General features: G+C 76.8%; 23 protein-coding genes. 10 read left to right on the forward strand and 13 right to left on the reverse strand.

What is annotated here, in order from left to right:
• The first annotated feature begins 28 nt into the window (after nt 1–28).
• Both ACI8AC_RS16880 and ACI8AC_RS16885 read left to right on the forward strand, forming a co-directional pair.
• Nucleotides 29–445: a hypothetical protein gene (locus tag ACI8AC_RS16880; protein WP_456898981.1), complete on the forward strand. Its 417-nt coding sequence runs from the start codon at nt 29–31 to the stop codon at nt 443–445.
• A gap of 60 nt (nt 446–505) precedes the next feature.
• A complete protein-coding gene (locus ACI8AC_RS16885) occupies nt 506–1,393 on the forward strand; it encodes an SDR family NAD(P)-dependent oxidoreductase (protein ID WP_456898982.1) in 888 nt (295 codons plus the stop codon).
• A 4-nt stretch (nt 1,394–1,397) separates the two neighbouring features.
• Here the strand turns inward: ACI8AC_RS16885 and ACI8AC_RS16890 are convergent, their stop codons facing one another.
• Complete coding sequence (locus ACI8AC_RS16890) at nt 1,398–2,123, reverse strand: GAF and ANTAR domain-containing protein (protein ID WP_456898983.1); 726 nt, start codon at nt 2,121–2,123, stop codon at nt 1,398–1,400.
• Nucleotides 2,124–2,324: 201 nt separating this feature from the next.
• Between ACI8AC_RS16890 and eat the strand changes: the two genes are divergently transcribed.
• The 3 genes from eat to eutC are packed head-to-tail and all read left to right on the forward strand — an operon-like array spanning nt 2,325 to nt 5,882.
• Entirely contained in the window at nt 2,325–3,707 is a 1,383-nt protein-coding gene (gene eat / locus ACI8AC_RS16895) for an ethanolamine permease (protein WP_456899020.1), read from the forward strand.
• Nucleotides 3,704–5,116: an ethanolamine ammonia-lyase subunit EutB gene (locus ACI8AC_RS16900; RefSeq protein ID WP_456898984.1), complete on the forward strand. Its 1,413-nt coding sequence runs from the start codon at nt 3,704–3,706 to the stop codon at nt 5,114–5,116. Before eat ends, ACI8AC_RS16900 begins: the two co-directional genes overlap by 4 nt.
• 10 nt (nt 5,117–5,126) lie before the next feature.
• Nucleotides 5,127–5,882: an ethanolamine ammonia-lyase subunit EutC gene (gene eutC, locus ACI8AC_RS16905; RefSeq protein WP_456898985.1), complete on the forward strand. Its 756-nt coding sequence runs from the start codon at nt 5,127–5,129 to the stop codon at nt 5,880–5,882.
• Between the two features lie 3 nt (nt 5,883–5,885).
• Here the strand turns inward: eutC and ACI8AC_RS16910 are convergent, their stop codons facing one another.
• Nucleotides 5,886–6,278 carry a nuclear transport factor 2 family protein gene (locus tag ACI8AC_RS16910; protein ID WP_456898986.1) on the reverse strand — a complete coding sequence of 131 codons (393 nt, stop codon included), beginning with the start codon at nt 6,276–6,278 and terminating at the stop codon, nt 5,886–5,888.
• 228 nt (nt 6,279–6,506) lie between these two features.
• Entirely contained in the window at nt 6,507–6,761 is a 255-nt protein-coding gene (locus ACI8AC_RS16915; protein ID WP_456898987.1) for a hypothetical protein, read from the reverse strand.
• A gap of 19 nt (nt 6,762–6,780) precedes the next feature.
• Between ACI8AC_RS16915 and ACI8AC_RS16920 the strand changes: the two genes are divergently transcribed.
• Entirely contained in the window at nt 6,781–7,425 is a 645-nt protein-coding gene (locus ACI8AC_RS16920; protein WP_456898988.1) for a hypothetical protein, read from the forward strand.
• A gap of 1 nt (nt 7,426) precedes the next feature.
• On the opposite strand, the gene ACI8AC_RS16925 is transcribed toward ACI8AC_RS16920, so the two are convergent.
• The 4 genes from ACI8AC_RS16925 to ACI8AC_RS16940 all read right to left on the reverse strand — a co-directional run bounded on the left by ACI8AC_RS16925 (nt 7,427) and on the right by ACI8AC_RS16940 (nt 14,114).
• Nucleotides 7,427–7,993 carry a dihydrofolate reductase family protein gene (locus ACI8AC_RS16925; RefSeq protein WP_456898989.1) on the reverse strand — a complete coding sequence of 189 codons (567 nt, stop codon included), beginning with the start codon at nt 7,991–7,993 and terminating at the stop codon, nt 7,427–7,429.
• 68 nt (nt 7,994–8,061) lie between these two features.
• Nucleotides 8,062–11,493 carry a thiol reductant ABC exporter subunit CydC gene (gene cydC / locus ACI8AC_RS16930; RefSeq protein ID WP_456898990.1) on the reverse strand — a complete coding sequence of 1,144 codons (3,432 nt, stop codon included), beginning with the start codon at nt 11,491–11,493 and terminating at the stop codon, nt 8,062–8,064.
• Nucleotides 11,490–12,500: a cytochrome d ubiquinol oxidase subunit II gene (gene cydB, locus ACI8AC_RS16935; RefSeq protein WP_456898991.1), complete on the reverse strand. Its 1,011-nt coding sequence runs from the start codon at nt 12,498–12,500 to the stop codon at nt 11,490–11,492. The genes cydC and cydB overlap by 4 nt, the downstream gene beginning before the upstream one ends.
• Nucleotides 12,501–12,518: 18 nt before the next feature.
• Nucleotides 12,519–14,114 (reverse strand): cytochrome ubiquinol oxidase subunit I, encoded by a 1,596-nt coding sequence (locus ACI8AC_RS16940; protein WP_456898992.1) that lies wholly within the window; start codon nt 14,112–14,114, stop codon nt 12,519–12,521.
• 140 nt (nt 14,115–14,254) lie between these two features.
• On the opposite strand from ACI8AC_RS16940, the gene ACI8AC_RS16945 reads away from it, so the two are divergent.
• Both ACI8AC_RS16945 and ACI8AC_RS16950 read left to right on the forward strand, forming a co-directional pair.
• Complete coding sequence (locus ACI8AC_RS16945; protein ID WP_456898993.1) at nt 14,255–14,590, forward strand: BlaI/MecI/CopY family transcriptional regulator; 336 nt, start codon at nt 14,255–14,257, stop codon at nt 14,588–14,590.
• A 5-nt stretch (nt 14,591–14,595) separates the two neighbouring features.
• On the forward strand, nt 14,596–15,522 hold the full coding sequence (locus ACI8AC_RS16950) for a M56 family metallopeptidase (protein ID WP_456898994.1): 927 nt from the start codon (nt 14,596–14,598) through the stop codon (nt 15,520–15,522).
• Nucleotides 15,523–15,778: 256 nt separating this feature from the next.
• Here ACI8AC_RS16950 and ACI8AC_RS16955 read toward each other — a convergent pair whose 3' ends face one another.
• The 6 genes from ACI8AC_RS16955 to ACI8AC_RS16980 all read right to left on the reverse strand — a co-directional run bounded on the left by ACI8AC_RS16955 (nt 15,779) and on the right by ACI8AC_RS16980 (nt 20,620).
• Nucleotides 15,779–18,100, reverse strand: a complete 2,322-nt coding sequence (locus ACI8AC_RS16955) for a heavy metal translocating P-type ATPase (protein ID WP_456898995.1) — start codon at nt 18,098–18,100, stop codon at nt 15,779–15,781.
• The gene (locus tag ACI8AC_RS16960) at nt 18,097–19,050 is read right to left on the reverse strand and encodes a hypothetical protein (protein ID WP_456898996.1); all 954 of its coding nucleotides are present in this window, start codon (nt 19,048–19,050) and stop codon (nt 18,097–18,099) included. The genes ACI8AC_RS16955 and ACI8AC_RS16960 overlap by 4 nt, the downstream gene beginning before the upstream one ends.
• A gap of 7 nt (nt 19,051–19,057) precedes the next feature.
• On the reverse strand, nt 19,058–19,267 hold the full coding sequence (locus tag ACI8AC_RS16965; RefSeq protein ID WP_456898997.1) for a heavy-metal-associated domain-containing protein: 210 nt from the start codon (nt 19,265–19,267) through the stop codon (nt 19,058–19,060).
• Nucleotides 19,268–19,293: 26 nt separating this feature from the next.
• The gene (locus tag ACI8AC_RS16970; RefSeq protein ID WP_456898998.1) at nt 19,294–19,587 is read right to left on the reverse strand and encodes a metal-sensitive transcriptional regulator; all 294 of its coding nucleotides are present in this window, start codon (nt 19,585–19,587) and stop codon (nt 19,294–19,296) included.
• A gap of 88 nt (nt 19,588–19,675) precedes the next feature.
• Nucleotides 19,676–20,047 (reverse strand): MerR family transcriptional regulator, encoded by a 372-nt coding sequence (locus tag ACI8AC_RS16975; protein ID WP_456898999.1) that lies wholly within the window; start codon nt 20,045–20,047, stop codon nt 19,676–19,678.
• Between the two features lie 75 nt (nt 20,048–20,122).
• Nucleotides 20,123–20,620 (reverse strand): Hsp20/alpha crystallin family protein, encoded by a 498-nt coding sequence (locus ACI8AC_RS16980; protein ID WP_456899000.1) that lies wholly within the window; start codon nt 20,618–20,620, stop codon nt 20,123–20,125.
• 171 nt (nt 20,621–20,791) lie between these two features.
• On the opposite strand from ACI8AC_RS16980, the gene ACI8AC_RS16985 reads away from it, so the two are divergent.
• On the forward strand, nt 20,792–21,157 hold the full coding sequence (locus ACI8AC_RS16985) for an STAS domain-containing protein (RefSeq protein WP_456899001.1): 366 nt from the start codon (nt 20,792–20,794) through the stop codon (nt 21,155–21,157).
• A gap of 9 nt (nt 21,158–21,166) precedes the next feature.
• Nucleotides 21,167–22,453: a YibE/F family protein gene (locus ACI8AC_RS16990; RefSeq protein ID WP_456899002.1), complete on the forward strand. Its 1,287-nt coding sequence runs from the start codon at nt 21,167–21,169 to the stop codon at nt 22,451–22,453.
• Nucleotides 22,454–22,488 lie beyond the last annotated feature (35 nt).

Raw genomic sequence — 22,488 nt, forward strand, 5'->3', positions numbered from 1 at the left:
GGCCGCCCGCGGGGTGCAGGATCGGGCCGTGGGGGCGCAGGAGACGGTGCTGCTCGTGGACGCGGCCAACGTGGTGGGCTCCCGGCCCGACGGCTGGTGGCGGGACCGGGCCGGGGCGGCGGCGCGGCTGCTGGACCGGCTGGCCGCGCTGCCCGGCCGGACCCTCGCCGGTCCCGGGGGCGAGCCCGTGCGCCTCGCCTCCGTCGTGGTCGTCGTCGAGGGCGCCGCGCGGGACGTCCCGGCCCCCGAAGGGCTCACGGTGGTCCGGGCCCCCCGCAGCGGGGACGACGCGCTGGCGGAGCGGGCCGGTGCGCTGGGCGACGGCGTCCTCGTGGTGACCGCCGACCGGGGCCTGCGGGCCCGCCTCCCGGAGGGCGCCGCGGTCACCGGGCCGCGCTGGTTGCTCGCCGCCCTGGACGAGGTGGCACCACCGGGTCGTGCTTGACCGGATGGTGCCCGGGGTACCGGCGGGCACGCCGAGCCCCGGCCGACCCCGAGGAGCCGCATGCCGCCGCCCGCCCCCCTGTCCGTGCTCGTCACCGGTGCCTCCAGCGGGATCGGCCGGGCCACCGCGGAGGAGTTCGCCGAGCGGGGCGCCCGCATGCTGGTCCTGGCCCGCGGGCCGCGTGCCCTCGAGGAGACCGCCGCCGACCTGCGCCGGCTCGGGGCCGCCGACGTGGTGGTCTGCCCGGCGGACGTCAACGACGCCGACGCGGTGCGGCGGGCGGTCGACACCGCGGTGCAGCGGTTCGGCCGGCTCGACGTCGTCGTCCACTCCGCCGCGGTGATGTCCTACGGCCGCATCGAGGACGTCCCGCGGGAGGTCTTCGAGGCCGTCGTCGACACCAGCCTGCACGGCACCGCCAACCTCGCCCGCACGGTGGTCCCGCTGTTCCGCCGCCAGGGGGCGGGGCACCTGGTCGTGGTGAGCTCGCTGCTGGCCTCGGTCAGCACGCCGCTGATGGGCTCGTACGTGGCGGCCAAGTGGGGGCAGCTCGGCCTGGTCCGCACCCTGCAGCAGGAGGTGCGCGACGCCCCGGGGGTGCACGTCTCCGCGGTCGCCCCCGGTGGGGTGAACACCCCGATCTACTACCAGGGCGGCACGTTCGCCGGCAGCACCGGCCGGCCGCCGCCCCCGGTGTACTCGGCCCGCCGGGTGGCCCGCTCGGTGGTCGCCCGGCTGGACTCCCCGCGCCGGCTGGTGCAGTCCGGGTTCGCCAACCCCCTGGTCATCGCCGGTTTCCGGCTGCTGCCCGGGGTCTACGACGCCCTGGTCGGGCCGCTGCTGCGCACCTTCGGCCTGACCCGGGACGGTGCGGCCCCCAGCCCGGGCAACGTGCTCGCCTCCCGGGAGGAGCGGAACGCGCGCGACGCGCGCTGGCGCGCCCTCTGAGCGCTCACCAGCGGTCCGGGCGGTCCCCGAGCCCCCGCTCGAAGGCCTCGACCACGCCGGCGGCGACCTCCCGCAGCTTGACGTTGCGGCGTTGCGAGGCGTGCTTGAGCAGCTGGAAGGCCTGGTCGGTGGTGCAGCGCTCCTGCGCCATGAGCAGGCCGATCGCCTGGCCGATCGTCGTCCGGGTGTCCAGGCCGTCGGCCAGGTTCCCGGCGCGGTCGTCGCTGTCGGCGATGCGCAGCGCGACCGCGAGGGCGTCGGCGGCGTGCGACGCCCAGCGCGCGGCGGTCTCCCGGTCCTCCTCGGCGAACGCCCGGGGCCGGGCCGAGTACAGGTTGAGCGCGCCGCGGCTGACCTCGTCGAGGACCAGGGGCAGCGACAGCGAGGACCGGACACCGATGTCCACGGCCCAGCGGGGGTAGCCGCCCCAGCGGGTCTCCTCGGCCATGTCCTCGACCAGGACGACGACGTCCTGGCGCAGGGACTGCAGGCAGGGGCCGTCGTCGGCGGCGTACTGGTGCTCGTCGGCCTGCTGGGCCAGCGGCCCGGTGCTGGCGACCGTGACGGCGCGGGAGGACCGGGCCAGGGTGAGACCGCAGGCCTGTGCGCCGGGCACCTGCCCGACGGCCAGGCCGACCAGCCCCTGGAGGAAGCGCGTGAGGTCGCCGCCGGAGGCCAGCAGCGGGAGCAGGTCGGTCTCGTCGGTGCCGTCGGCGGCGGACCCGGCCATTCCTCGTCCCTTCGATCTCGGGAGCCACCCGGTGGTGCTCGACCGAAGATTGTTTCAGGTTCGCTGCCGGTCCGGCGCGCGCCGCCGCCGCAGGTGAACGGCGTGTTCCGGCTGCCCGCGACGGGTTGACCGCCCCCGGGGCCGGGCACCCGCCCCGGCCACCACGCCGGTGTCGAAGCCGAGCGGGTCGACGAGGGCTACCTGCACAGGCGCCAGCTGCGCACCGGCACGGCCGGCTGGCTGCTGCTCGCCGGCCTCGGCGTCTCGGCGGTCATCTCCGGCGACTACGCCGGGTGGAACTTCGGCCTGGCCGAGGGCGGGTTCGGCGGGCTGCTCATCGCCGTCGTCCTCATGGCCGTCATGTACACCGCGATGGTGTTCGGGCTGGCCGAGCTCGGCTCGGCTCTGCCGACCGCCGGCGGGGGGTACACCTTCGCCCGGCGGGCGCTCGGCCCGTGGGGCGGCTACGCCACCGGGGTGGCGGTGCTCATCGAGTACGCCATCGCCCCGGCCGCCATCGCGACCTTCATCGGCGCCTACGTGGAGTCCCTCGGCCTGTTCGGCATCACCGACGGGTGGTGGGTCTACCTCGTCGCCTACGCGCTGTTCATCGGCATCCACCTGATGGGCGTCGGCGAGGCGCTCAAGGCCATGTTCGTGGTGGCCGCCATCGCCGTCCTCGGCCTGGTGGTGTTCCTCGTCGGCGCCGTCCCGCAGTTCGACGCCGGCAACCTCCTCGACATCGCACCCACCGACGCGGCCGGCGCCTCGTCCTTCCTGCCCTACGGGCTGATCGGCATCTGGGCGGCCTTCCCGTTCGCGATCTGGTTCTTCCTCGCCGTGGAGAGCGTGCCGCTGGCCGCGGAGGAGGCCCGGGACCCGGCCCGGTCGATGCCGCGGGGGATCGTCGCGGCGATGGGCCTGCTCCTGCTGCTGGCCCTGCTCATGCTCGTGTTCACCCCGGGCGCGGCCGGCTCCGCGGCGATCGCGGAGTCGGGCAACCCGCCGGTCGACGCGCTGGCGGCCTCCGGCGCCGGCGACGGGATCACCACGGTGGTCAACTACGCCGGGCTCTTCGGGCTGGTGGCGAGCTTCTTCTCGATCATCTACGCCTACTCGCGGCAGACCTTCGCCCTCTCCCGCGCCGGGTACCTGCCGCGGGCGCTGTCGGTGACCAACAGCCGCAAGGCCCCGGTGCTGGCGCTGCTGGTGCCCGGCGCCATCGGGTTCGTCCTGTCGCTGACCGGCCAGGGCGCGATGCTGCTCAACATGGCCGTCTTCGGCGCCACGGTCTCCTACGTGCTCATGATGGTGAGCCACATCGTGCTGCGCCGCCGGGAGCCCGACCTGCCGCGGCCGTACCGCACGCCCGGCGGCACGGCCACGACCGGGGTCGCGCTCGTGCTGGCGGCCGCGGCCGTCGTGGCCACCTTCCTCGTCGACGTCACCGCCGCGTTCTGGACCCTCGCCGCCTACGTCGTCTTCCTCGCCTGGTTCGCCCTCTACAGCCGGCACCACCTGGTGGCCTCGGCGCCCGAGGAGGAGTTCGAGCTGCTCGCCGCCGCCGAGGAGGAGGTGGAGTGAGACGCCGGGCGACGGTGGGCGGGCACACCTACGAGTTCCCGACCCTCGTCGAGCTCATGGCCCGGGCGACACCGCTGCGCTCCGGGGACGTGCTCGCCGGGTGCGCGGCCGGGTCGGCGGCCGAGCGGGTGGCCGCGCAGACCGTGCTGGCCGACCTGCCGCTGGCGGCCTTCCTGGAGGAGCAGGTGGTCGGCTACGACGAGGACGACGTGACCCGGCTGATCCTGGACACCCACGACCGGGCGGCCTTCGCGCCGGTGGCGTCCCTGACCGTGGGCGGGTTCCGCGACCGGCTGCTGGCGTGGGCGGCCGCCGGCGACGAGGCGGCGATCAGCGGGCTGGCCCGGGGGCTGACCCCGGAGATGGTGGCCGCGACCGCCAAGCTGATGCGCAACGCCGACCTGGTGGCGGTCGGCCGCCGCACCCGGGTGGTCACCGGCCTGCGCAGCACGCTCGGCCTGCCGGGGCGGCTGGCCTCCCGGCTGCAGCCCAACCACCCCACCGACGACCCGGTCGGCGTGACCGCCGCCATCGTCGACGGCCTGCTGTCCGGCTGCGGGGACGCCGTCATCGGGATCAACCCCGCCACCGACTCCCCGGCCCGCACCGCGGCGCTGCTGGAGCTGGTCGACGCGGTGATCCGGCGCTACGAGATCCCGACGCAGTCCTGCGTGCTCGCCCACGTGACCACCACGCTGCGGGTCCTCGAGCAGGGGGCGCCGGTGGACCTGGTCTTCCAGTCGGTGGCCGGCACCCAGCCGGCCAACCGGGGCTTCGGCGTCACCCTCGACCTGCTCGCCGAGGCCCGGGCCGGGGCGCTGGCCCTCGGTCGAGGCACCGTGGGGGAGAACGTCACCTACTTCGAGACCGGCCAGGGCTCGGCGCTGTCGGCCGACGCGCACCGCGGGATCGGGGGCCGGCCGGTCGACCAGCAGACCCTGGAAGCGCGCGCGTACGCGGTGGCCCGGGAGTACGAGCCGCTGCTGGTGAACACCGTCGTCGGGTTCATCGGGCCCGAGTACCTCTACGACGGCAAGCAGGTGCTGCGGGCCGGCCTCGAGGACCACTTCTGCGGCAAGCTGCTCGGCCTGCCCATGGGGGTGGACGTCTGCTACACCAACCACGCCGAGGTCGACGGCGACGACACCGACTCCCTCATGCTGCTGCTGGGCGCGGCGGGGTGCACCTTCCTCATCGCGGTGCCGGGGGCCGACGACGTGATGCTGCACTACCAGTCGCTGTCGTTCTCCGACGTGCTCACCGCCCGGTCGGTGCTGGGACTGCGCCCCGCGCCGGAGTTCGACGCCTGGCTGGCCCGGATGGACCTGCTCGACGAGGCCGGCCGGGTGCGCGAGCTGACCGCGGACGCGCCCACCGCGCGGGCCCTGCTCGCGGCGGCCACGTCGTGACCCCCGCGTCATGAGCTCCGCGCTCGACCGGCCGCTGCCGGCCGGCGAGGACCCGTGGTCGGTGCTGCGCTCGGCCACCCGGGCGCGGGTGGCGCTCGGCCGGGCCGGGGACGCGCTGCCCACCTCCCGCGAGCTGGAGTTCCGCGCCGCGCACGCCGCCGCCCGCGACGCGGTGCACCAGCCGCTGGAGCCGGCGGTCCTCCGGGCGGCGCTGCCGGGGGAGGAGCTGCTCGAGGTGCGCTCGGCCGCCCCCGACCGGGCCACCTACCTGCAGCGGCCCGACCTCGGCCGGCAGCTCGCGGCCGGCACCGAGCTGCCTCGCGCCGGCGCCGACCTGGCGCTGGTGGTGGCCGACGGCCTCTCGCCGCGCGCGGTGCACGAGCACGCCCCCGGCCTGGTGACCGCCCTGCGCGAGCGGCTGGCCGGCTGGACGGCGGCCCCGCTCGTGCTCGCCCACCAGGCTCGGGTGGCGCTCGGGGACGCGGTCGGGGCGGCCCTCGGCGTCCGGGCGGTCGTCGTGCTCATCGGCGAGCGGCCCGGCCTCTCCTCGGCGGACTCGCTGGGCGTCTACCTCACCTGGGACCCGCGGCCGGGGCGGGCGGACTCCGAGCGCAACTGCGTCTCGAACGTCCGCCCGCCGCACGGGCTCTCCTACACCCAGGCCGCCGACACCGTCGCCGCGCTGCTCACGGCGGCGCGCGAGCTCGGCGCCTCGGGCGTCGTCCTCAAGGACGAGGGACCGGTGCTGCCGCCGGGCGCGGGCTGACGGTCAGGCCCAGAACTCGTCCATGGCGACGGGGTCGGTGGGGGCGGCCCAGAACTCGGTCACCCGGCCGTCGGCCATGCGCATGACGTGCGCGTCGAGCAGGTCGAGGGTGCGGCCGTCCCGGTGACCGGTGAGGTGGACCAGCGCCACGGCGTGGGTGTCGTCGGCGAAGACCGCCTGGGGCTCGACGCGGAGCGTGCCGCCGGTCAGCTCCACGAGCCGGCCGAAGAGCTCGAAGACCTGGGACGCGCCCTCGTAGGTGCCGGCGACCGCGTTGCGCCCCGGGCTGTGCCACCGGATGTCGTCGGCCCAGTACTGCGGCATGGCGGCGAGGTCGCCCTTGGCGAAGGCCTCGTAGGCGTCCCGGATGCGCTGCACGTTGGGGTGCTCGGACATGGCTGCCTCCTCGCAGGAGAGGGACCCTCCTGCCTCCCGCACCTCCGCCGGCTCACGGCGGGCCGCTGCAGGGGGGCCGCACGGGTGGACCGCCGCGTCGGCGCCGCCGGGTGGACGACCCAGACGACACCCGGCGACACCGGCGGGCGGCAGCAGTGTCGACCCGGCTCCCCTGCTGCGGAGCGACCCCGGCCGTCCTCCGGTGTGGCGGTCGCCCTCGGTGAGGGGTCAGCCGCGGCGCAGCAGGCGGGCGAGGCGGTGCGTGCGGCCGGCGGCCAGCTCCCCGGCGGCCGCCGGTGGGACGGCGTCCCCCTCGTCCCCCTCGTCCCCCTCGTCCGCGAGAGCCGCGTGCCGCTCGCGCAGCCGGGCCCGCACCTCCTCGGGGGTGGCGGCCCGGCGCTGCCGCTCCCCGCGGGCCAGCACCGCACCGGTCGCGGCGACGCCGGCGAGGCCGGCCAGTCCGAGCAGCTTCCACAGGCGCACGGTCGCCTAACGTAGCGCCGTGCCCGCGCTGAGCCTGGACGAGGCCGTCGAGCTGACCCGCACCGGCGACGTCTGGGTCTTCCGCGGCGGCTCGGTCGCCGACCGGGCCATCCGCGCGGTCACCAACGCGCCGGTCAACCACGTCGGGATGGCCGTGGTCCTGGAGGACCTCCCGCCGCTGCTGTGGCACGCGGAGCTCGGCCGCTCCCTGCCCGACGTGTGGACCGGCCGGCACCAGCGGGGCGTCCAGCTGCACGACCTGGCCGACGCCGTCCGCACCTGGGCGCACCGGTACGGGCAGCGGCCGTGGCTGCGCCAGCTGGTGGGCCCGGCCGACGACGGCGGCGTGACCCCGGCGATGGAGGACGCCGTGCTGCGCACCATCGCCCGCTTCGACGGCCGGCCGTTCCCGACCACCCCCGGGCTGGTCCGCGGGTGGGTCAACGGCCGGCTGCGCCGGGGCACGCCCGCCGAGACCGTCTACTGCGCCGAGCTGGTCGCGGCCACCTACACCGCGATGGGCCTGCTCGACGGAGGGCTGCCGCGCAACGCCTACGACCCGGGCAGCTTCTGGTCGGGGGACGACCTGCGCCTGGAGCGGGGTGCGCGGCTCGGCCCGGAGATCCCGGTCGAGGTGCCGGTGCCCTCGGGCCGGCGGGCGTGAGTCACCTCCGCCGCACCCGGTAGGTCGACTGCACCATCCCGCCCGGGAAGGTCCGCGTGCCCTGGTGCTCCAGCGGGACGTCGGCCGGCAGCGCCCCGAACGGGGTGAGGCCCGTGCCGATGAGGACCGGTACCCGCGACAGCGTGAGCTCCCCGACCAGCCCGGCGGCGAGGAAGGCGTGCACCGTGCGGCCGCCGTCGACGTAGACCCGCCGGCAGCCCGCGGCGGTGAGCGCGGCCACCACCTCCTCGAGCGAGCGGTGCACGGTGATGCGCGCGTCGGCGCCCGGCTCCAGGGTCGTGCTCAGCACGTGCACGGGTCGGCCCTGGTACGGCCACTCGGCGAACGGGGCGATGAACTCGTAGGTCGAGCGGCCCATCACCAGGGCGTCGACGCCGGCGACGAACTCGGCGAAGCCGAAGTCGCCGCCGGCCCCGTCGTCCGGCGGCCCGCCCTCCGCCCCCTCCGCCGAGCCGCCGGTGAGCCAGGTGAGGTCGCCGTCGGTGCGGGCGATGAACCCGTCGACGCTCATGCCGAGGAAGACCGCTGCGGTGAAGGGCGCGTCCATGGCGCGCAGCGTGCCGCAGGGGTACGACGGTTCCCGGGGGCCGGCCCCCGGGCCGGCCGGTGCGGCGGTCAGGCCGCCGCGCCCACCGGCGCTCCCTCGCCCAGCCGGACGACGTCGTCCCCGGCCCGCTCCACCGCGTCGTCGTGGGTGACGCAGACGACCACCCGGCCGGCCAGCGCCGTGCGCAGGTCGGCGACCAGCGCGGCCGCGGTGGGGGGGTCCAGGTGGGCGGTCGGCTCGTCGAGCAGCACGACGTCCCGGTCGGCCAGCAGCGCCCGCGCGACGGCCAGGCGGCGGCGTTCCCCGCCGGAGAGCGCGGTGCCGCCGGCGCCCACCGGCGTGTCCAGGCCGCGGGGCAGCCGGTCCAGCAGCGGGTGCAGCCCCGCCGCGGTCAGCGCGGCCCGCATCCGGGCCTCGCCGTCCGGCCCCGCCAGCGCCCCGCGGGGCGCGGCGACCGCGAGGTTGGCCCGGATGCTGGAGGCGAACACGTGCGACTCCTGCGGCACCCACGCGGTCGCCGCCCGGACGGCGTCCCCGGTCAGCCGCGCGGTGTCGACCCCGGCGAGCCCGTAGCGGCCGGCGCGGGGGCGCAGGGCGGCCAGCAGCACCGCGAGCAGCGTCGACTTGCCCGAGCCCGACGGCCCGCGCACCACCAGCCAGCCGCCGTCGGCGGCGGCGTCGGCCGACAGGGCGCGCAGCACGTCCGGGCCGCCGGGCCAGCCGGCGGTCAGGTCCGCCACCGCCAGGTGGTCGACCCGCGCCGGTGCCGGCACCGGGTCGGCGGGGTCGGCCGGGACCGGTGCGGTGAGGACGGCGTCCAACCGGGCGCGGGCGTCGGCGAGCGCACCCCGCCGCTGGAGGGCGGCGACCAGGCCGGCCAGCGGGTCGGCCAGGGCCAGCGGGGCCAGCGCGAGGACCGCCAGCGTCGTGCCCGGCAGGCCGGCCGCGGCGCCGGCGCCGGCCGCGGCGACCGCGGCCAGCCCGGTGCCCAGCACGACGACCGCGGTGCCGAGCGCCCCGGCGCGGGTGCCGGTGCGCGCGGCGCCGGCCCGGCGGCGGGCCAGGGCGGCGAGGTCGGCGGCGGTGCGGCGGGCCAGGCCGTGGGCGCGCAGGTCCGCCGCACCCTCGAGGACCGTGGCGGTGTCGCGGAGGGCCGCGACCCGCAGGGCCGCCTCGGCGCGCGCGGCGCCGGCGTCGACGCGGCGGTGCAGCAGCGCCACCGCGGCGACCGTGGCCAGCAGCACGAGACCGACCACGCCCGCGACCGGTGCGGAGACCAGCGCGAGGGCCCCGACCGTGCCCGCCGTGACCGCGCCGGCGACCAGGGCCGGGGGCAGCACCCGCACCGAGAGGTCCTGCACGAGGGCCACGTCGCCGACGACGCGGGCCAGCGCCGCCCCGGGGGTGCGGTCGGCGGCCACGCCCTGCGCGGCGAGCGCCCGCCAGACCCGGACCCGCAGGTCGGCGGCCGTGCGCAGCGCCGCGTCGTGGGCGGCCACCCGCTCCAGCCAGCGCAGCCCGGCCCGGCCCAGGCCGAAGAACCGCACTCCGACGATGGCGACCAGCAGCGTGAGCACCGGGGGCATCTCGGCCGCCCGCACGATCAGCCAGCCGGAGATCGCGGTGAGGGCGACCCCCGCCCCGGCGGAGGCGGTGCCGGCCGCCACGGCCCGGGCCAGCGCGCGCGGCGGCCAGCCGAGCCGGGTGCGCGGCGCGCGGTCCCCGCCCGCGGGTGCGACCGACCCGTGGCCGTCGGGCGCCGGTCGCCACGGATCGGTCGCACCCGGCGCAGCGGCCGGCCGCGCGGCGGCGACCGGTGCGGCGTCCGCGGGGAGGGCCGGCGGGGCCAGGTCCACGGCCCGGTCCGCCGGCCCGGCCAGGGCCGGGTCGTGGGTGACCAGCAGGACGCTCACCGTGCCCTGCAGCCCCGCCAGCACCCCGGCGACCCGTGCGGCGCTCGCGGCGTCGAGGTGGGCGGTGGGCTCGTCGAGCAGCAGCAGCCGGGCACCGCGGCGCACGCGCAGGAGGGCCCGGGCGAACGCCACCCGCTGCAGCTCGCCGGGGGAGAGGGTGGCGCAGCGCCGGGTGGCGAGGTCGGCGGCGCCCACCTGCGTCAGGACGGCGGGCAGGTCGGCGGGGTCGTCGTCCCCGGGGTCGTCGCCGGCGTGCCGGCGCAGCTCGTCGGTGACGGTCTCCCCGGTGGTCCGCGGGGACTGCGGCACCCAGGCGACCCCGTCGGCCGGGACGCCGGTGACCCGCCCCTCGACGTCGGCCCCGGGCGGGAGCAGCCCGGCCAGCGCGGCCAGCAGCGTCGACTTGCCCGAGCCGCTCGGCCCGCGCAGCGCCACCAGCTCGCCGGGGCGGACGGCGAGGTCCACCGGCGCCAGCGCGGGCACGGTGCGGCCGGGGTAGCGGACCCCCAGCCCGGTGACCGCGACGTCGGCACCGCGCGGGTCGGCGTCCGCACCGTCGCCGGAGGTGGGGGCGGCCGGCGCGGCGGGGGCGGCGAGCACCGCGCGGGCCTCGGCCGCGGCGAGCGCGGCGTCCTCGTTGGCGTGGTGGGCCGCACCGAGGGCCCGCAGCGGAGCGAAGGCCTCCGGCGCGAGCAGCAGCGCGGTCAGGCCGACCGCCAGTGCCAGGTCGCCGTGCACCAGCCGCAGCCCGACGGTCACCGCGACCAGCGCCACCGACAACGTGGCCAGCAGCTCCAGCACCAGGGAGGAGAGGAAGGCCAGCCGGAGGGTGGCCAGCGTGCGACGGCGGGAGGTCTCGCCGAGCTCGGCCAGCGCGGCGGCCTGCTCGGCGGCCCGGCCCAGCCCGACCAGCACGGGCAGGCCGCGGACCAGCTCGGCGACGTGCGCGGCGATCCGGTCCAGCGCCCGCGCCGCCGACGTGCTGCCGTCGCGGGTGGCCAGCCCGACCAGCGCCAGGAACACCGGCACGAGGGGCAGGGTCACCGCGACCAGCACGGCGGAGAGCAGGTCGGTCCAGGCCAGCACCAGCAGCAGGACCGGCGGGACGACGAGCGCCTGCGCCAGCGCCGGCAGGTAGGTGGCCAGGCCGGGGGCGAGGTCGGCCAGCCGGGTGGTGGCGAGAACCGCCGCAGGGCCCGGGCCACCCGCCGCCTCGACCGCCGCCGGGGAGGCGGCGAGCCGCTCGACCAGCCGGGCCCGCAGCCCCTCCTCCGCGCGGCGGGCGTCCCGCGCCGCGGCCAGGTCGCCGAGCGCCCCGGCGGCCGAGCGCAGCGCGATCCCGGCCGCGGCCAGCGCCAGCGGACCGGTCACCGCGCCCTCGGCCTGGCCGGCCGCCCGCGCGATCGCGTGCGCCAGCCCGGCCGAGAGCAGCACCAGCCCGGCGGCCCCGACCAGCGCCGCGGCCGCCTGCCGGGCCAGCGCGCCGGTCAGGCCCGGGACACCGGCCAGCGGGGCCAGCGGCCCGCGGGCCTCGCGGGGCGAGCCCGCCCGTGGCCCGCGGGCCTCGCGCGCCTCCCGACCCCTCATGCGTGCACCGGCTCCTCGTGCTGCGGCTCGGCGGTCAGGCGCTTGCGGAACACCCAGTAGGTCCACGCCTGGTAGGCCAGCACCACGGGCAGGCCGACCGCGGCCGCCCAGGTCATCACCGTGAGCGTGTAGTCGCTGACCGACGCCTGCGCCACGGTGAGGTCGAAGGCCGGGTCGACGGTCGAGGGGACGACCACCGGGTAGGCGGCGCCGAACAGCGTGGCCGCCGCGGCGACCAGCATCGTGCCCCACGCCGCGAAGCCCTGGCCCTCGCGGCCGACCCGGATCCGCGCCCAGGCCACCACCACGGCCAGCGCCGCCACCAGCCACAGCACCGCGGTCGCCGGCGTCCCGTACCGCAGGTGCACCACGCCGGCCCAGGCCAGCAGCGGCACCGCGGCCATCGGCGCCCAGCGCACCGCGAACGTCCGCGCGGCCTCCCTAACCGGCCCGTCGGTCTTCAGCGCCAGGAACATCGCGCCGTGCACCACCGAGAAGGCGCCGACGGCGACCGCGCCGAGCAGCGCCGACCAGCCCAGACCGGAGAACGCCCCGCCCACCCGGGTGCCGTCGGCGTCGATCGGCAGGCCGAGGGTGGTCGCGCCCAGCGCGGCGCCGACGCCGAGGGCGGCGATCAGCGACCCGGCGGTGATCACGTGGGTCCAGGTGGTGTCCCACGCGGCGGTGTGGTGGGCGTGCCGCCACTCGAAGGCCACCGCCCGGATGATCAGCCCGAACAGCACCAGCACGAACGGCAGGTACAGCGCCGGCAACCAGGTGGCGTACCAGCCGGGGAAGGCGGCGAAGACGGCGCCGGCCGCGGTGATGAGCCACACCTCGTTGCCGTCCCACACCGGGCCGATGGTGCGCAGCATGAGGTGCCGGTCGGCCGTGCGGCGGCCCAGCAAGGGCAGCAGGGCGGCCACGCCGAAGTCGAAGCCCTCGAGGAGGAGGAATCCGGTCCAGAGCACCGCGACGGCGATGAACCAGAGGGTCTGCAGGTCCACGGGTGGGTCCTCGGGTCTCTAGTAGGCGAAGGAGAGGACGTCGTCGTCGCCCCGGCGGCTGCCGGGCGGGTCGCCGTCCCGGGGGTCGGGGGTGTGGTCGTCGTCGGCGCCGTCGCGGTCGCGCTGCGACGGCAGCGTCACCACCGGCGTGGCGTGCGCGTCCCCGGTGGTGACGCCGGCCCGGACGAACCGGGTGATCAGCCACAGCTCGACGACGGCCAGCGCGCCGTAGACCAGCGTCAGCGCGGACAGCGACGTCCAGACCTCGGCCGCGGTGATGCCGGGGGAGACCGCCTGGGCGGTGAAGAACCACACCTGCTCGTCGACCGGCACGTCCGGGTTGGGGTAGACCACGAAGGGCTGGCGGCCCATCTCGGTGAACACCCAGCCGGCGGCGTTGGCGACGAACGGCGCGCCGACGGCCAGCAGCGAGCCGTACACGCCGACCCGTGAGGTGGGCACCCGCCCGCCGCGGGTGGACCACAGGGCGTAGGCGGCCACGCCGGCCGACACCGCCCCCATGCCGATCATCAGCCGGAAGCCCCAGTAGGTGACGGCCAGCAGCGGGGTGTAGTCGACCTCCTCGCCGGCCAGCGCCCCGAAGCGCGACGGGTCGTCCGGGTAGGTCTCCCCGTAGACGGCCGCGTACTCCTCCTGCAGCTCGTTCACGCCCGGGACGGGGCTCTCGAAGTCGCTGTGCGCGAGGAAGGACAGCAGGCCCGGCACGGTGAGGGAGTGCACGTCGTCGCACTCGTTGCTGCCGAGCTTGCCCCAGGCGAACACCGAGAACGGTGCCGGGGCCTCGGTCTCGCAGAGCGCCTCGGCCGAGCTCATCTTCAGCGGCTGCTGGTGGTACATGAGCTTGGCCTGCCAGTCGCCGGTGAGCGCCACGAGCAGGAACGCGGCGAGCGTGACCCACCCGCCCAGGCGCACGGAGCGCCGCCAGACGGTGTGGTCGACGTCGGTGGTGGGCTGCCCGGCCAGCTTCCGCCGGCGCAGGTGCCACAGGCCGATGCCGACCAGCAGGGTGCCGGCGACCATGAGCGAGGCGACGAGGGTGTGCGTGTAGGCGGCCAGCGCCGTGTTGTTGGTCAGCACGGCGAGGAAGTCGACCTGCACCGGCCGGCCGGTCGCGTCGTCCAGCTCCACGCCGACCGGGTGCTGCATCCAGGAGTTGGCCGCGATGATGAAGTACGCGCTGATCCAGGAGCCGATGACCGCGGCCCACAGCGCGGCCAGGTGAAGCTTCTTCGGGATCCGGCCCCAGCCGAAGATCCACAGGCCCAGGAAGGTCGACTCGAGGAAGAAGGCCAGCAGCGCCTCGAGGGCCAGCAGCGAGCCGAAGACGTCGCCGACGAAGCGGCTGTACTCGCTCCAGGCCAGGCCGAACTGGAACTCCTGCACGAGGCCGGTGGCCACGCCCAGCACGAAGTTGATCAGGAAGATCTTGCCCCAGAAGCGGGTCATCCGGAGCCACTCGGGCCTGCCGGTCCGGACCCAGAGGGTGTGCATCACCGCCACCAGGACGCCCAGGCCCAGGGTCAGCGGGACCATCAGGAAGTGGTAGACGGTCGTGATCCCGAACTGCCAGCGGGCCACCTCGAGGACGTCCACGCGGTCTCTCCTCGGTAGTCGTACGATCGGTAGAAGACTTCTACGCCACGTAGAATTCTACGGCTCGTAGAAGACGCGTCGCCGCGCCGAGAGGACGATCGGCGTGTGAGACCCCTGACAGGGAGGGACCTTTGGCCTCGATGGGAGAGCTGGAACGCACGATCATGGACCGCCTCTGGGCGGCCGGAGGTCCCGTTCCCGCTGCTCGGCTGCGCGAGGAGCTGGCCGACCGCGGCCTGGCGCTGACCACGGTGCACACCGTCCTGAGCCGGCTGGAGTCCAAGGGCCTGGTCGTGCACGACGAGGGCCGGCCGCGCCGGTTCCGGCCGCGCGCCACCCGTGAGGAGCACGCCGCCGAGCTGATGCACGAGGTGCTGGGCAGCTCCGGCGACCGGCAGGCCGTGCTCGCCCGGTTCGTTGGCGGGGTGGACGCCGAGGAGGCCCGGCTGCTGCGCGAGCTGCTCGCCGGCGGCTGACCGGCGTGCTGCCCGCGACGGCGGCCGCGCTCGCCGCGCTCGCCGCCCTGCTCGCCTGGCCCGTGCCGGCCGCTCTCGGCCGCGCCCGCTGGCCGGGCCGCGACCCGGTGGTCGCGCTGGTGTGCTGGCAGGCGGTCGGCCTGGCCGGTGGCCTGTCGATCATCGGGGCGCTGCTGGTGCACGGGCTGGCTCCGTGGGGGCACTCGCTGCCCGCCGCGGCCGCCGCCGTCCTCACCGGCCGGCCGGCCGCCGACCCGGTGCGCGGTGACCACTGGGTCGCCCTCACCCTCGCCGCGGTGCTGGCCGCCGAGCTGACCGGGGTGCTCGCGCTGTCCTGGCTGCGCACCGCCCGCGCGCGCCGCCGGCACCGCGAGCTGCTTGAGCTGGTCGTCCGCCCGTCCGACGTGCCCGACGCGCGGCTGCTCGAGCACCCGGCGCCGGTGGCCTTCTGCATCCCGGGTGCCCGGCCCCTGCTGGTGCTCTCCTCCGGGATGGTCGCCGAGCTCGACGGGCGGCAGCTGGGCGCGGTCGTGGAGCACGAGCGTGCGCACCTGCGCGAGCGCCACCACCTCTACCTGCTGCCGTTCGTGGCCTGGGAGGCGGCGCTGCCGGTGCTGCCCGCGGCCGCGCGGGCGCACGCCGCGGTGCGCACGCTCGTGGAGATGCGGGCGGACGACGTCGCGCTCGCCGCGCTGCCCGGCCCCGCGCCGCGGCGCACCCTGGCCGAGGCGATCGTCGTGGCCGCGGAGGGTGCCGGCGGGGTGCCCGGCGGCGCGCTCGCGGTGGCCGGGGGAGCGGTGCGCCAGCGGGTGGTCCGGCTGCTCGACCCGCCGTCCCCCCTGCCGGCCGCCGCGCGCTGGGCGGCGCTGGCCGCGGCCGCCCTCCTGCTCGCCGTCCCGACGCTGCTGCTCCTGCTGCCCGCCGCGCTCTGAGCCAGGCCCCGCCGGCTACCGGGCCGCGGGCGCGAGCGACGCCGGGAGGTCGACGCCGGTCAGCTCCACCGAGGCCGCTCAGAGCCGGCGGGCCAGGACCGGGTCGCTCGCCGCAGCGGTCCGGCCGACGAGGGCGGTGGCCCACCGCCATGGCGCCAGCGCCCCGCTGACGGCCGAGAGGCAGTTCGCGCACCCGACAGGGCGCGACAGGCCGTGCGGGAGTGCACGAACCGCCTTCTCGGCCGGGTGGGGCGACTCAGGACGCGGCCGGCTCCCGCACCGCGTGGCCCGAGGGCAGCGCCGAGGTGGCGTCGCGGTTCCCCGGCAGCGGGGCGAACCCGCGCAGCCGCAGGCTGTTGGTCACCACGAACACCGAGCTGAACGCCATCGCGGCCCCGGCGATCATCGGGTTGAGCAGCCCCGCCGCGGCCAGCGGCAGCGCGGCCACGTTGTAGGCGAACGCCCAGAACAGGTTCCCCTTGATCGTCGACAGGGTCCGGCGGGCGAGCCGGATCGCGTCGGCCGCGGCCCGGAGGTCGCCGCGGACCAGCGTCAGGTCGCTCGCCTCGATCGCCACGTCGGTGCCCGTCCCCATCGCCAGGCCGAGGTCGGCCTGCGCCAGCGCCGGGGCGTCGTTGACCCCGTCGCCGACCACGGCCACCACGCGGCCCTCGTCCTGCAGCCGGCGGACGACGTCCACCTTCTCCTGCGGCAGCACCTCGGCGATCACGGTGTCCGGGCCGGGGTCGACGCCCACCTCGGCGGCGACCGCGCGGGCCGCCCGCTCGTTGTCGCCGGTCAGCAGCACCGGCCGCAGGCCCAGCGCCCGCAGCTGCCGGACGGCGGCGGCCGAGGTCGGCTTCACCGCGTCGGCCACGACGAGGACGCCGCGGGCGGCGCCGTCCCAGGCGACCGCGACCGCGGTGCGCCCGCCCGCCTCGGCGGCCGCGCGGGCGTCCTCCAGCGCCGCGGGGAGGGGGGCCGACCGGTCGGCGAGCAGCCGGGGCCGGCCGACGACGACCGCACGGCCCTCGACGACGCCCTGCACGCCCAGCCCCGCCACGTTGGCGAAGCCCTCGACGGCCGGGAGCGGCCCGCCGCGCTCGGCCGCCGCGCGGGCGACCGCCTGCGCGATCGGGTGCTCGGAGGCCGACTCCAGCGCCCCGGCCACCCGGAGCACCTCGGCGGGGTCCGCACCGGGGGTGGGGACGACGTCCAGCAGGGTCATCCGGCCGGTGGTGACGGTGCCGGTCTTGTCGAGGACGACGGTGTCGACCCGGCGGGTGGACTCCAGGACCTCGGGGCCCCGGATGAGGATGCCCAGCTGCGCCCCGCGGCCGGTACCGACCATGAGGGCGGTGGGCGTGGCCAGCCCGAGCGCGCAGGGGCAGGCGATGATGAGCACGGCGACCGCGGCGGTGAACGCCGCGGGCAGACCGGCGCCCGTGCCGATCCAGAAGCCCAGGGTGGCGACGGCCAGCGCCAGCACGACCGGCACGAAGACGCCCGAGACCCGGTCGGCCAGCCGCTGGACCTCGGCCTTGCCGCTCTGCGCCTCCTCGACCAGCCGGGCCATCTGCGCCAGCTGGGTCGCGGCGCCCACGCGGGTGGCCCGCACGACCAGTCGGCCGCCGGCGTTGACCGTGCCGCCGGTCACCGTGTCGCCGGGGCCGACCTCGACCGGCACGCTCTCGCCGGTGAGCATCGAGGCGTCGACCGCGGAGGAGCCCTCGGTCACCTCGCCGTCGGCGGCGATCTTCTCGCCGGGGCGGACGACGAAGAGGTCGCCGACCCCCAGCCGGTCCACCGGCACCCGGCGCTCGGCGCCGCCGCGCAGCACCGTGACCTCCTTGGCCCCGAGCTCCAGCAGGGCCCGCAGCGCCGCGCCCGACCGGCGCTTGGCGCGGGCCTCGACGTACCGGCCGGCCAGGATGAAGGTGGTCACCCCGGCGGCCGCCTCGAGGTAGATGTTCGCCCCGCCGTCGGTGCGCGCGATGGTGAGCTCGAACGGGTGGGTCATGCCGGGCGTGCCGGCGGTGCCCCAGAACAGCGCGTACAGCGACCAGGCGAAGGCGGCGGTCGTGCCCAGGGAGACCAGGGTGTCCATGGTCGCCGCGCCGTGCCGCAGGTTGGTCCAGGCCGCGCGGTGGAACGGCAGCCCGCCCCACACCACGACGGGTGCGGCCAGCGTCAGCGACAGCCACTGCCAGTACTGGAACTGCAGCGCCGGCACCATCGCCATCGCCACGACCGGGACGCTGAGCAGGGCCGAGACGAGGAACCGGGTGCGCACCGACCGGGAGGGGTCGTCCTCCTCGGCGGGGGCGGCCGCCGCTGCCGGCGGCTCGGGCACGCGCGCGGAGTACCCGGTCTTCTCCACGGTGGCGATGAGGTCGTCGGGGGTCACCCCGGGGCCGTGGACGACCGTGGCCTTCTCGGTGGCGTAGTTGACCGTGGCGGTCACGCCGTCGAGCTTGTTGAGCTTCTTCTCGATCCGGTTGGCGCACGACGCGCAGGTCATGCCGCCGATCAGCAGCTCGACGGCGGCGTCGCCCGGCGTCCGCTGGGCGGTGCTCATCCGTGCGTCTCCTCGGGGGTCGTGCCGTGCCCGTGGGGGGCGGTGGTCCCGGCGGGAGCCCCGCCGGCCGGCACCTCGACGGTGAAGGCGGCGGTGCGGACGACGTCGCCGTGCCGGAAGTCCAGGAACAGCCGGTAGGTGCCCGGTGACGGCGGCGTGGTCGTGAACTCGACGTGCGGGCCGGGCGCCGGCTCGACCCCGTCGTCCTCGGCGGGGTGGACGTGCAGGAAGGCGAGGTCGCCCTCGCGCAGCACCACCAGGTGGCCGTGGGCACCCAGGTAGGGCTGCAGGTCGGTGACCGGGACGCCGTCCCGGCTGACGCTCAGGGTCAGCTCCGACTCCTCCCCGGCGGCGAGGTCCCCGGTCAGGACCACGGTGTACCCGTCGACCTCCGCCGTCGCCGACGGGGCCGGCAGCGGCTCGGGGGCGAACTCCCCGGGCACCGCGAGGTCCGCCCCGAGCACGCGGCCCTCCCCGCCGGTGGAGAGGTCGGCGAGCACCCGCCACGAGCCGGGGGTCAGGTCCAGCGGGACGGTCCACGTGCCCTCGGCGTCCCGCTCCGGGTGCACGTGCTGGTACCCGGAGAGGTCGCGGCGGACGGCGACGAGGTGCAGGTCCTCGCCCTGCTCCTCCTCGAAGGAGGTCACCGGTGCGCCGTCGGGGCCGAGGACGCGGAAGGTCAGCGGCGTCCCGGGACCGGCCGGCCGGACGGGGTCGTCCAGGGCGAGGGTGTACCCGCCGGCGGAGACCTGCAGGCCGGCCGGCAGGCCGGCGTCCGGGCCGCCGGCCGCGGCGGGGCCGCCCTCGGCGGGAGCGCCGTGCCCGGCGGCGGGCGGGTCCTGCGCCGCCGCCGGGCCGACCGGGCCCACCGCCGCACCCACGCCCCAGGCGACGCCGAGGACGGCGAGCAGGGCGAGGGCGAAGGCGCCGACCCGGGCCGCGGTGCTCACGGGCGGCTCACCGTCCGGCGAGGGCGTACCCGGCCTCGTCGACGGCCGCGGCCACCGAGGCGTCGTCGACCGGCCGGTCGCTGGTGACAGCCAGGGTGCCGCTGGCGAGGTCGACGTCGACGGCGGTCACACCGGCCACGGCGGAGACCTCCTCGGTGACCGCGTTGACGCAGTGGGCGCAGGTCATGCCGGTGACGGTGTAGCGGGTCGTGGTCATGTCGGGTCTCCTCCGGGGTGGCGGGGTCAGGAGCGGACCAGGCGGGCGATGGCCTCGGAGGCCTCGCGGACCTTCTCGTCGGCCTCGCGGCCGCCCGCCTGCGCGGCCTGGACGACGCAGTGCGCCATGTGCTCCTCGAGCAGGCCGAGCGCGACCGACTGCAGCGCCTTCGTCATGGCCGAGACCTGGGTCAGGATGTCGATGCAGTACTTCTCGTCCTCGACCATCCGCTGCAGCCCGCGCGCCTGGCCCTCGATCCGGCGGAGCCGCTTGAGGTAGTCGTCCTTGCGGTTGATGTAGCCGTGCGCTGCGTGCTCCACGCCGTCCTCCTGGCCGTGCGGTGTCCGTCGGCCATAACCATACCCCCCTATGGTCTAGGTCGCCACCGCCGCGCGTCCCGGTCCCCGCTCACCCGTCGCGGCGCAGCCGGTCGAGGACGGCGCGCAGCCGGTCGGTGGTGGCGCGGGCGTCGGCCAGCTCGTCCTGCAGGCCGAGGATGACCTCGGCCGAGGCGAGGGTGTGCCCGTCGTCGAGCAGGCCGCGCAGCCGGGCGGCCACGGTCAGCTGGGCCCGCGAGTACCGGCGGTGCCCGCCGGGGGAGCGGTGCGGCTCGAGGATGCCGGAGGAGTCGAGGCTGCGCAGGAAGGCGGCCTGGACGCCGAGCAGCTCGGCGGCCTGGCTCATGGTGAGGGTCGGGTAGTCCGGGTCGTCGAGCCGGCGGAGGGCGTCCCCGCCCCCGGGTCCCGCGGGCCCGCGGACGGCGGGCGTGGGGTCGGTCATGGTGGTCCTCCTCGGGGCCGGGACGCGCAGGGGCCGGGTCCGCGGACGGACCCGGCCCCTGCGGCGGTGCTGCCGTCAGCTCTCGACGGCCTTCTGCCCCTGCTGGGCGGACTCGCCCTCGATGGTCCGCCCCTCGACCGCCGTCGGCGTGTCGGCGCGGGTCACCGAGATCTTGCGGGCCCGGGCCTTCTCGGCCACCGGGATGCTCAGCGTGAGGACGCCGTCGTGGTAGCTGGCCTCGAGCCGGTCGGTGTCCAGGCTCCGGCCGAGCACCAGCTGGCGGGTGTAGCTGCCGTACGGGCGCTCGGCGACCGCCCACTCGGCGTTCTCCAGCTGCGGTACCGACCGCTCGGCCGTCACGGTGAGGGTGTTGCCCTCGACCGAGAGGTCGATCGAGCCGGGGTCGACGCCGGGCAGGTCGAAGTGGGCCACGAAGTTGTCGCCCACCCGGTAGGCGTCCATCGGCATGCCGGACAGCGGACGGGCGGTCGACCCGCTCCGGCCGGCCAGCTGGTCCAGGGCGCGGAAGGCGGCGTTGGTGGCGGCGAACGGGTCGTAGGCGGTCAGCATCATCGGTGTGCAACCTCCGTGTGCGGTACGGGTGATGTTCGCTGCCAGAGGAAGAACCTCCATCGGCAACTGGAGATTACCTCTGTCATGCATCCGTGTAAACGTGTCGCCGCGAGATTTGTTCCCGGGGGAGCGGCAGGCGTGAGGTCGCCGTCCCCGGGGCAGGGAGGAGGTGTGGACGACTCGACACCACCCGCCGGCCAGGACGTGCCGGCCCCCGAGGTGACCAGCACGCTGGAGGACGGCGTCGCGACCCTCACCGTCACCGGGGAGCTCACCGAGGACGCCCGCCGCCCGCTGGTGCGCGCGGTGACCGACCTGCTGCTCACCGAACCGGGCCTGCGCCGGCTCCGGCTCGACACCCGCGGCGTCGGCTACCTCAACTCCGCGGGCATCTCGGTGCTGGTGCAGCTGGAGAAGCTGGGCCGCCCGCGCGGCGTCGACCTGGCGCTGGTCGACCCGCCCCCTGCGGTGACCCGGCCGCTGCAGGCCTCGGGCCTCTGGCCCCGCTTCGCCGTGGAGGAGGCCCCGGGCTCCTAGCCTGGCCCCGTGCCACCGAGTCACGACCACAGCCACGCACCGGCCCCGGACGCCCCGCCACCGACCCCGGAGGTGCTGGCCCGGCGCCGGCGCGCGGTGGTCCTCATGCTGCTCCTGCTGGTCCCGGTCGGGCTGGCCACGGTCGTCGGCCTGGTCGCCCTGTGGCCGGCCGACGAGCCCAGCCGGGCGCAGGAGGTCTCGCAGACGTTCTTCCCGCCCGGGACCACCTACCCCGACGGCCGGGTCGTCTCGGTCGAGCCGGTGGACTGCTCGCTGCCCGGCGCCGGGGGTGAGCCGGGTCAGGAGCTGACCTGCGCCACCGTCGTCGTGGAGGTGCTGGACGGCCCGGGCGCGGGGGAGTTCCAGCAGCTGGACCTGCCCGCCGAGGTCTACGCCGCCGGCGTCGAGGTCGGCGACGAGCTGGTGCTGACCCGGGACGCCGGCGCGGCCGGGGCCGGGCAGTACGCCTTCTTCGACTACGCCCGCGACACACCGATGGTCGTCCTCGCCGTGGTGTTCGCCGTCGTCGTCGGCCTCGTCGCCCGGCTGCGGGGGCTGGCGGCGCTGGTCGGGCTGGCCTTCGCCTTCTTCGTCCTCCTGCAGTTCGTGCTGCCCGGGCTGCTGTCGGAGCAGTCGCCGACGCTCACCAGCCTGGTGGGGTCGTCGGCGATCATGTTCGTCGTCCTCTACCTGGCGCACGGCTTCTCCGCGCGGACGACGACGGCGCTGGTGGGCACCCTCTTCGGGCTGGCCCTCGTGGCGGTCATGGGCGCGCTGGCCGTCGAGACGGCCCGGCTGACCGGGCTGACCAGCGAGGAGACCGTCCAGCTGAGCACCTTCGACCCGACGCTGGACTTCTCCGGCCTCGTCCTCGCCGGCGTGGTCGTGGCCGGGCTCGGCGTGCTCAACGACGTCACGATCACCCAGGCCTCGGCGATCTGGCAGCTGCACGAGGTCGACGCCTCGATGGGCTGGCGGGACCTCTACCGTCGGGGCATGGCCGTGGGCCGGGACCACATCGCCTCGACCGTCTACACGATCGTGTTCGCCTACGCGGGTGCCGCGCTGCCGCTGCTGCTGCTGTTCGAGCTCTACGCCCAGCCCTGGGACGTGGTGCTCACCAGCTCGGCACTCGCCGAGGAGGTGATCCGGACGCTGGTCGGCGCGATCGCCCTCGTCCTGGCCGTCCCGGTCACGACGGCGGCCGGCGCGTTCTTCGCCACCGCGGCGGGGGGCTCCGCCGGGGCGGCGACCGAGCGGCCGATGGCCGCCCTGCGGACGCGGTTCGCCCGGTGAGCACCGATCGGCCCTGTCCGGGGGCTCGCGGCGAG

It is taken from the genome of Geodermatophilus sp. SYSU D00758, assembly GCF_054049955.1.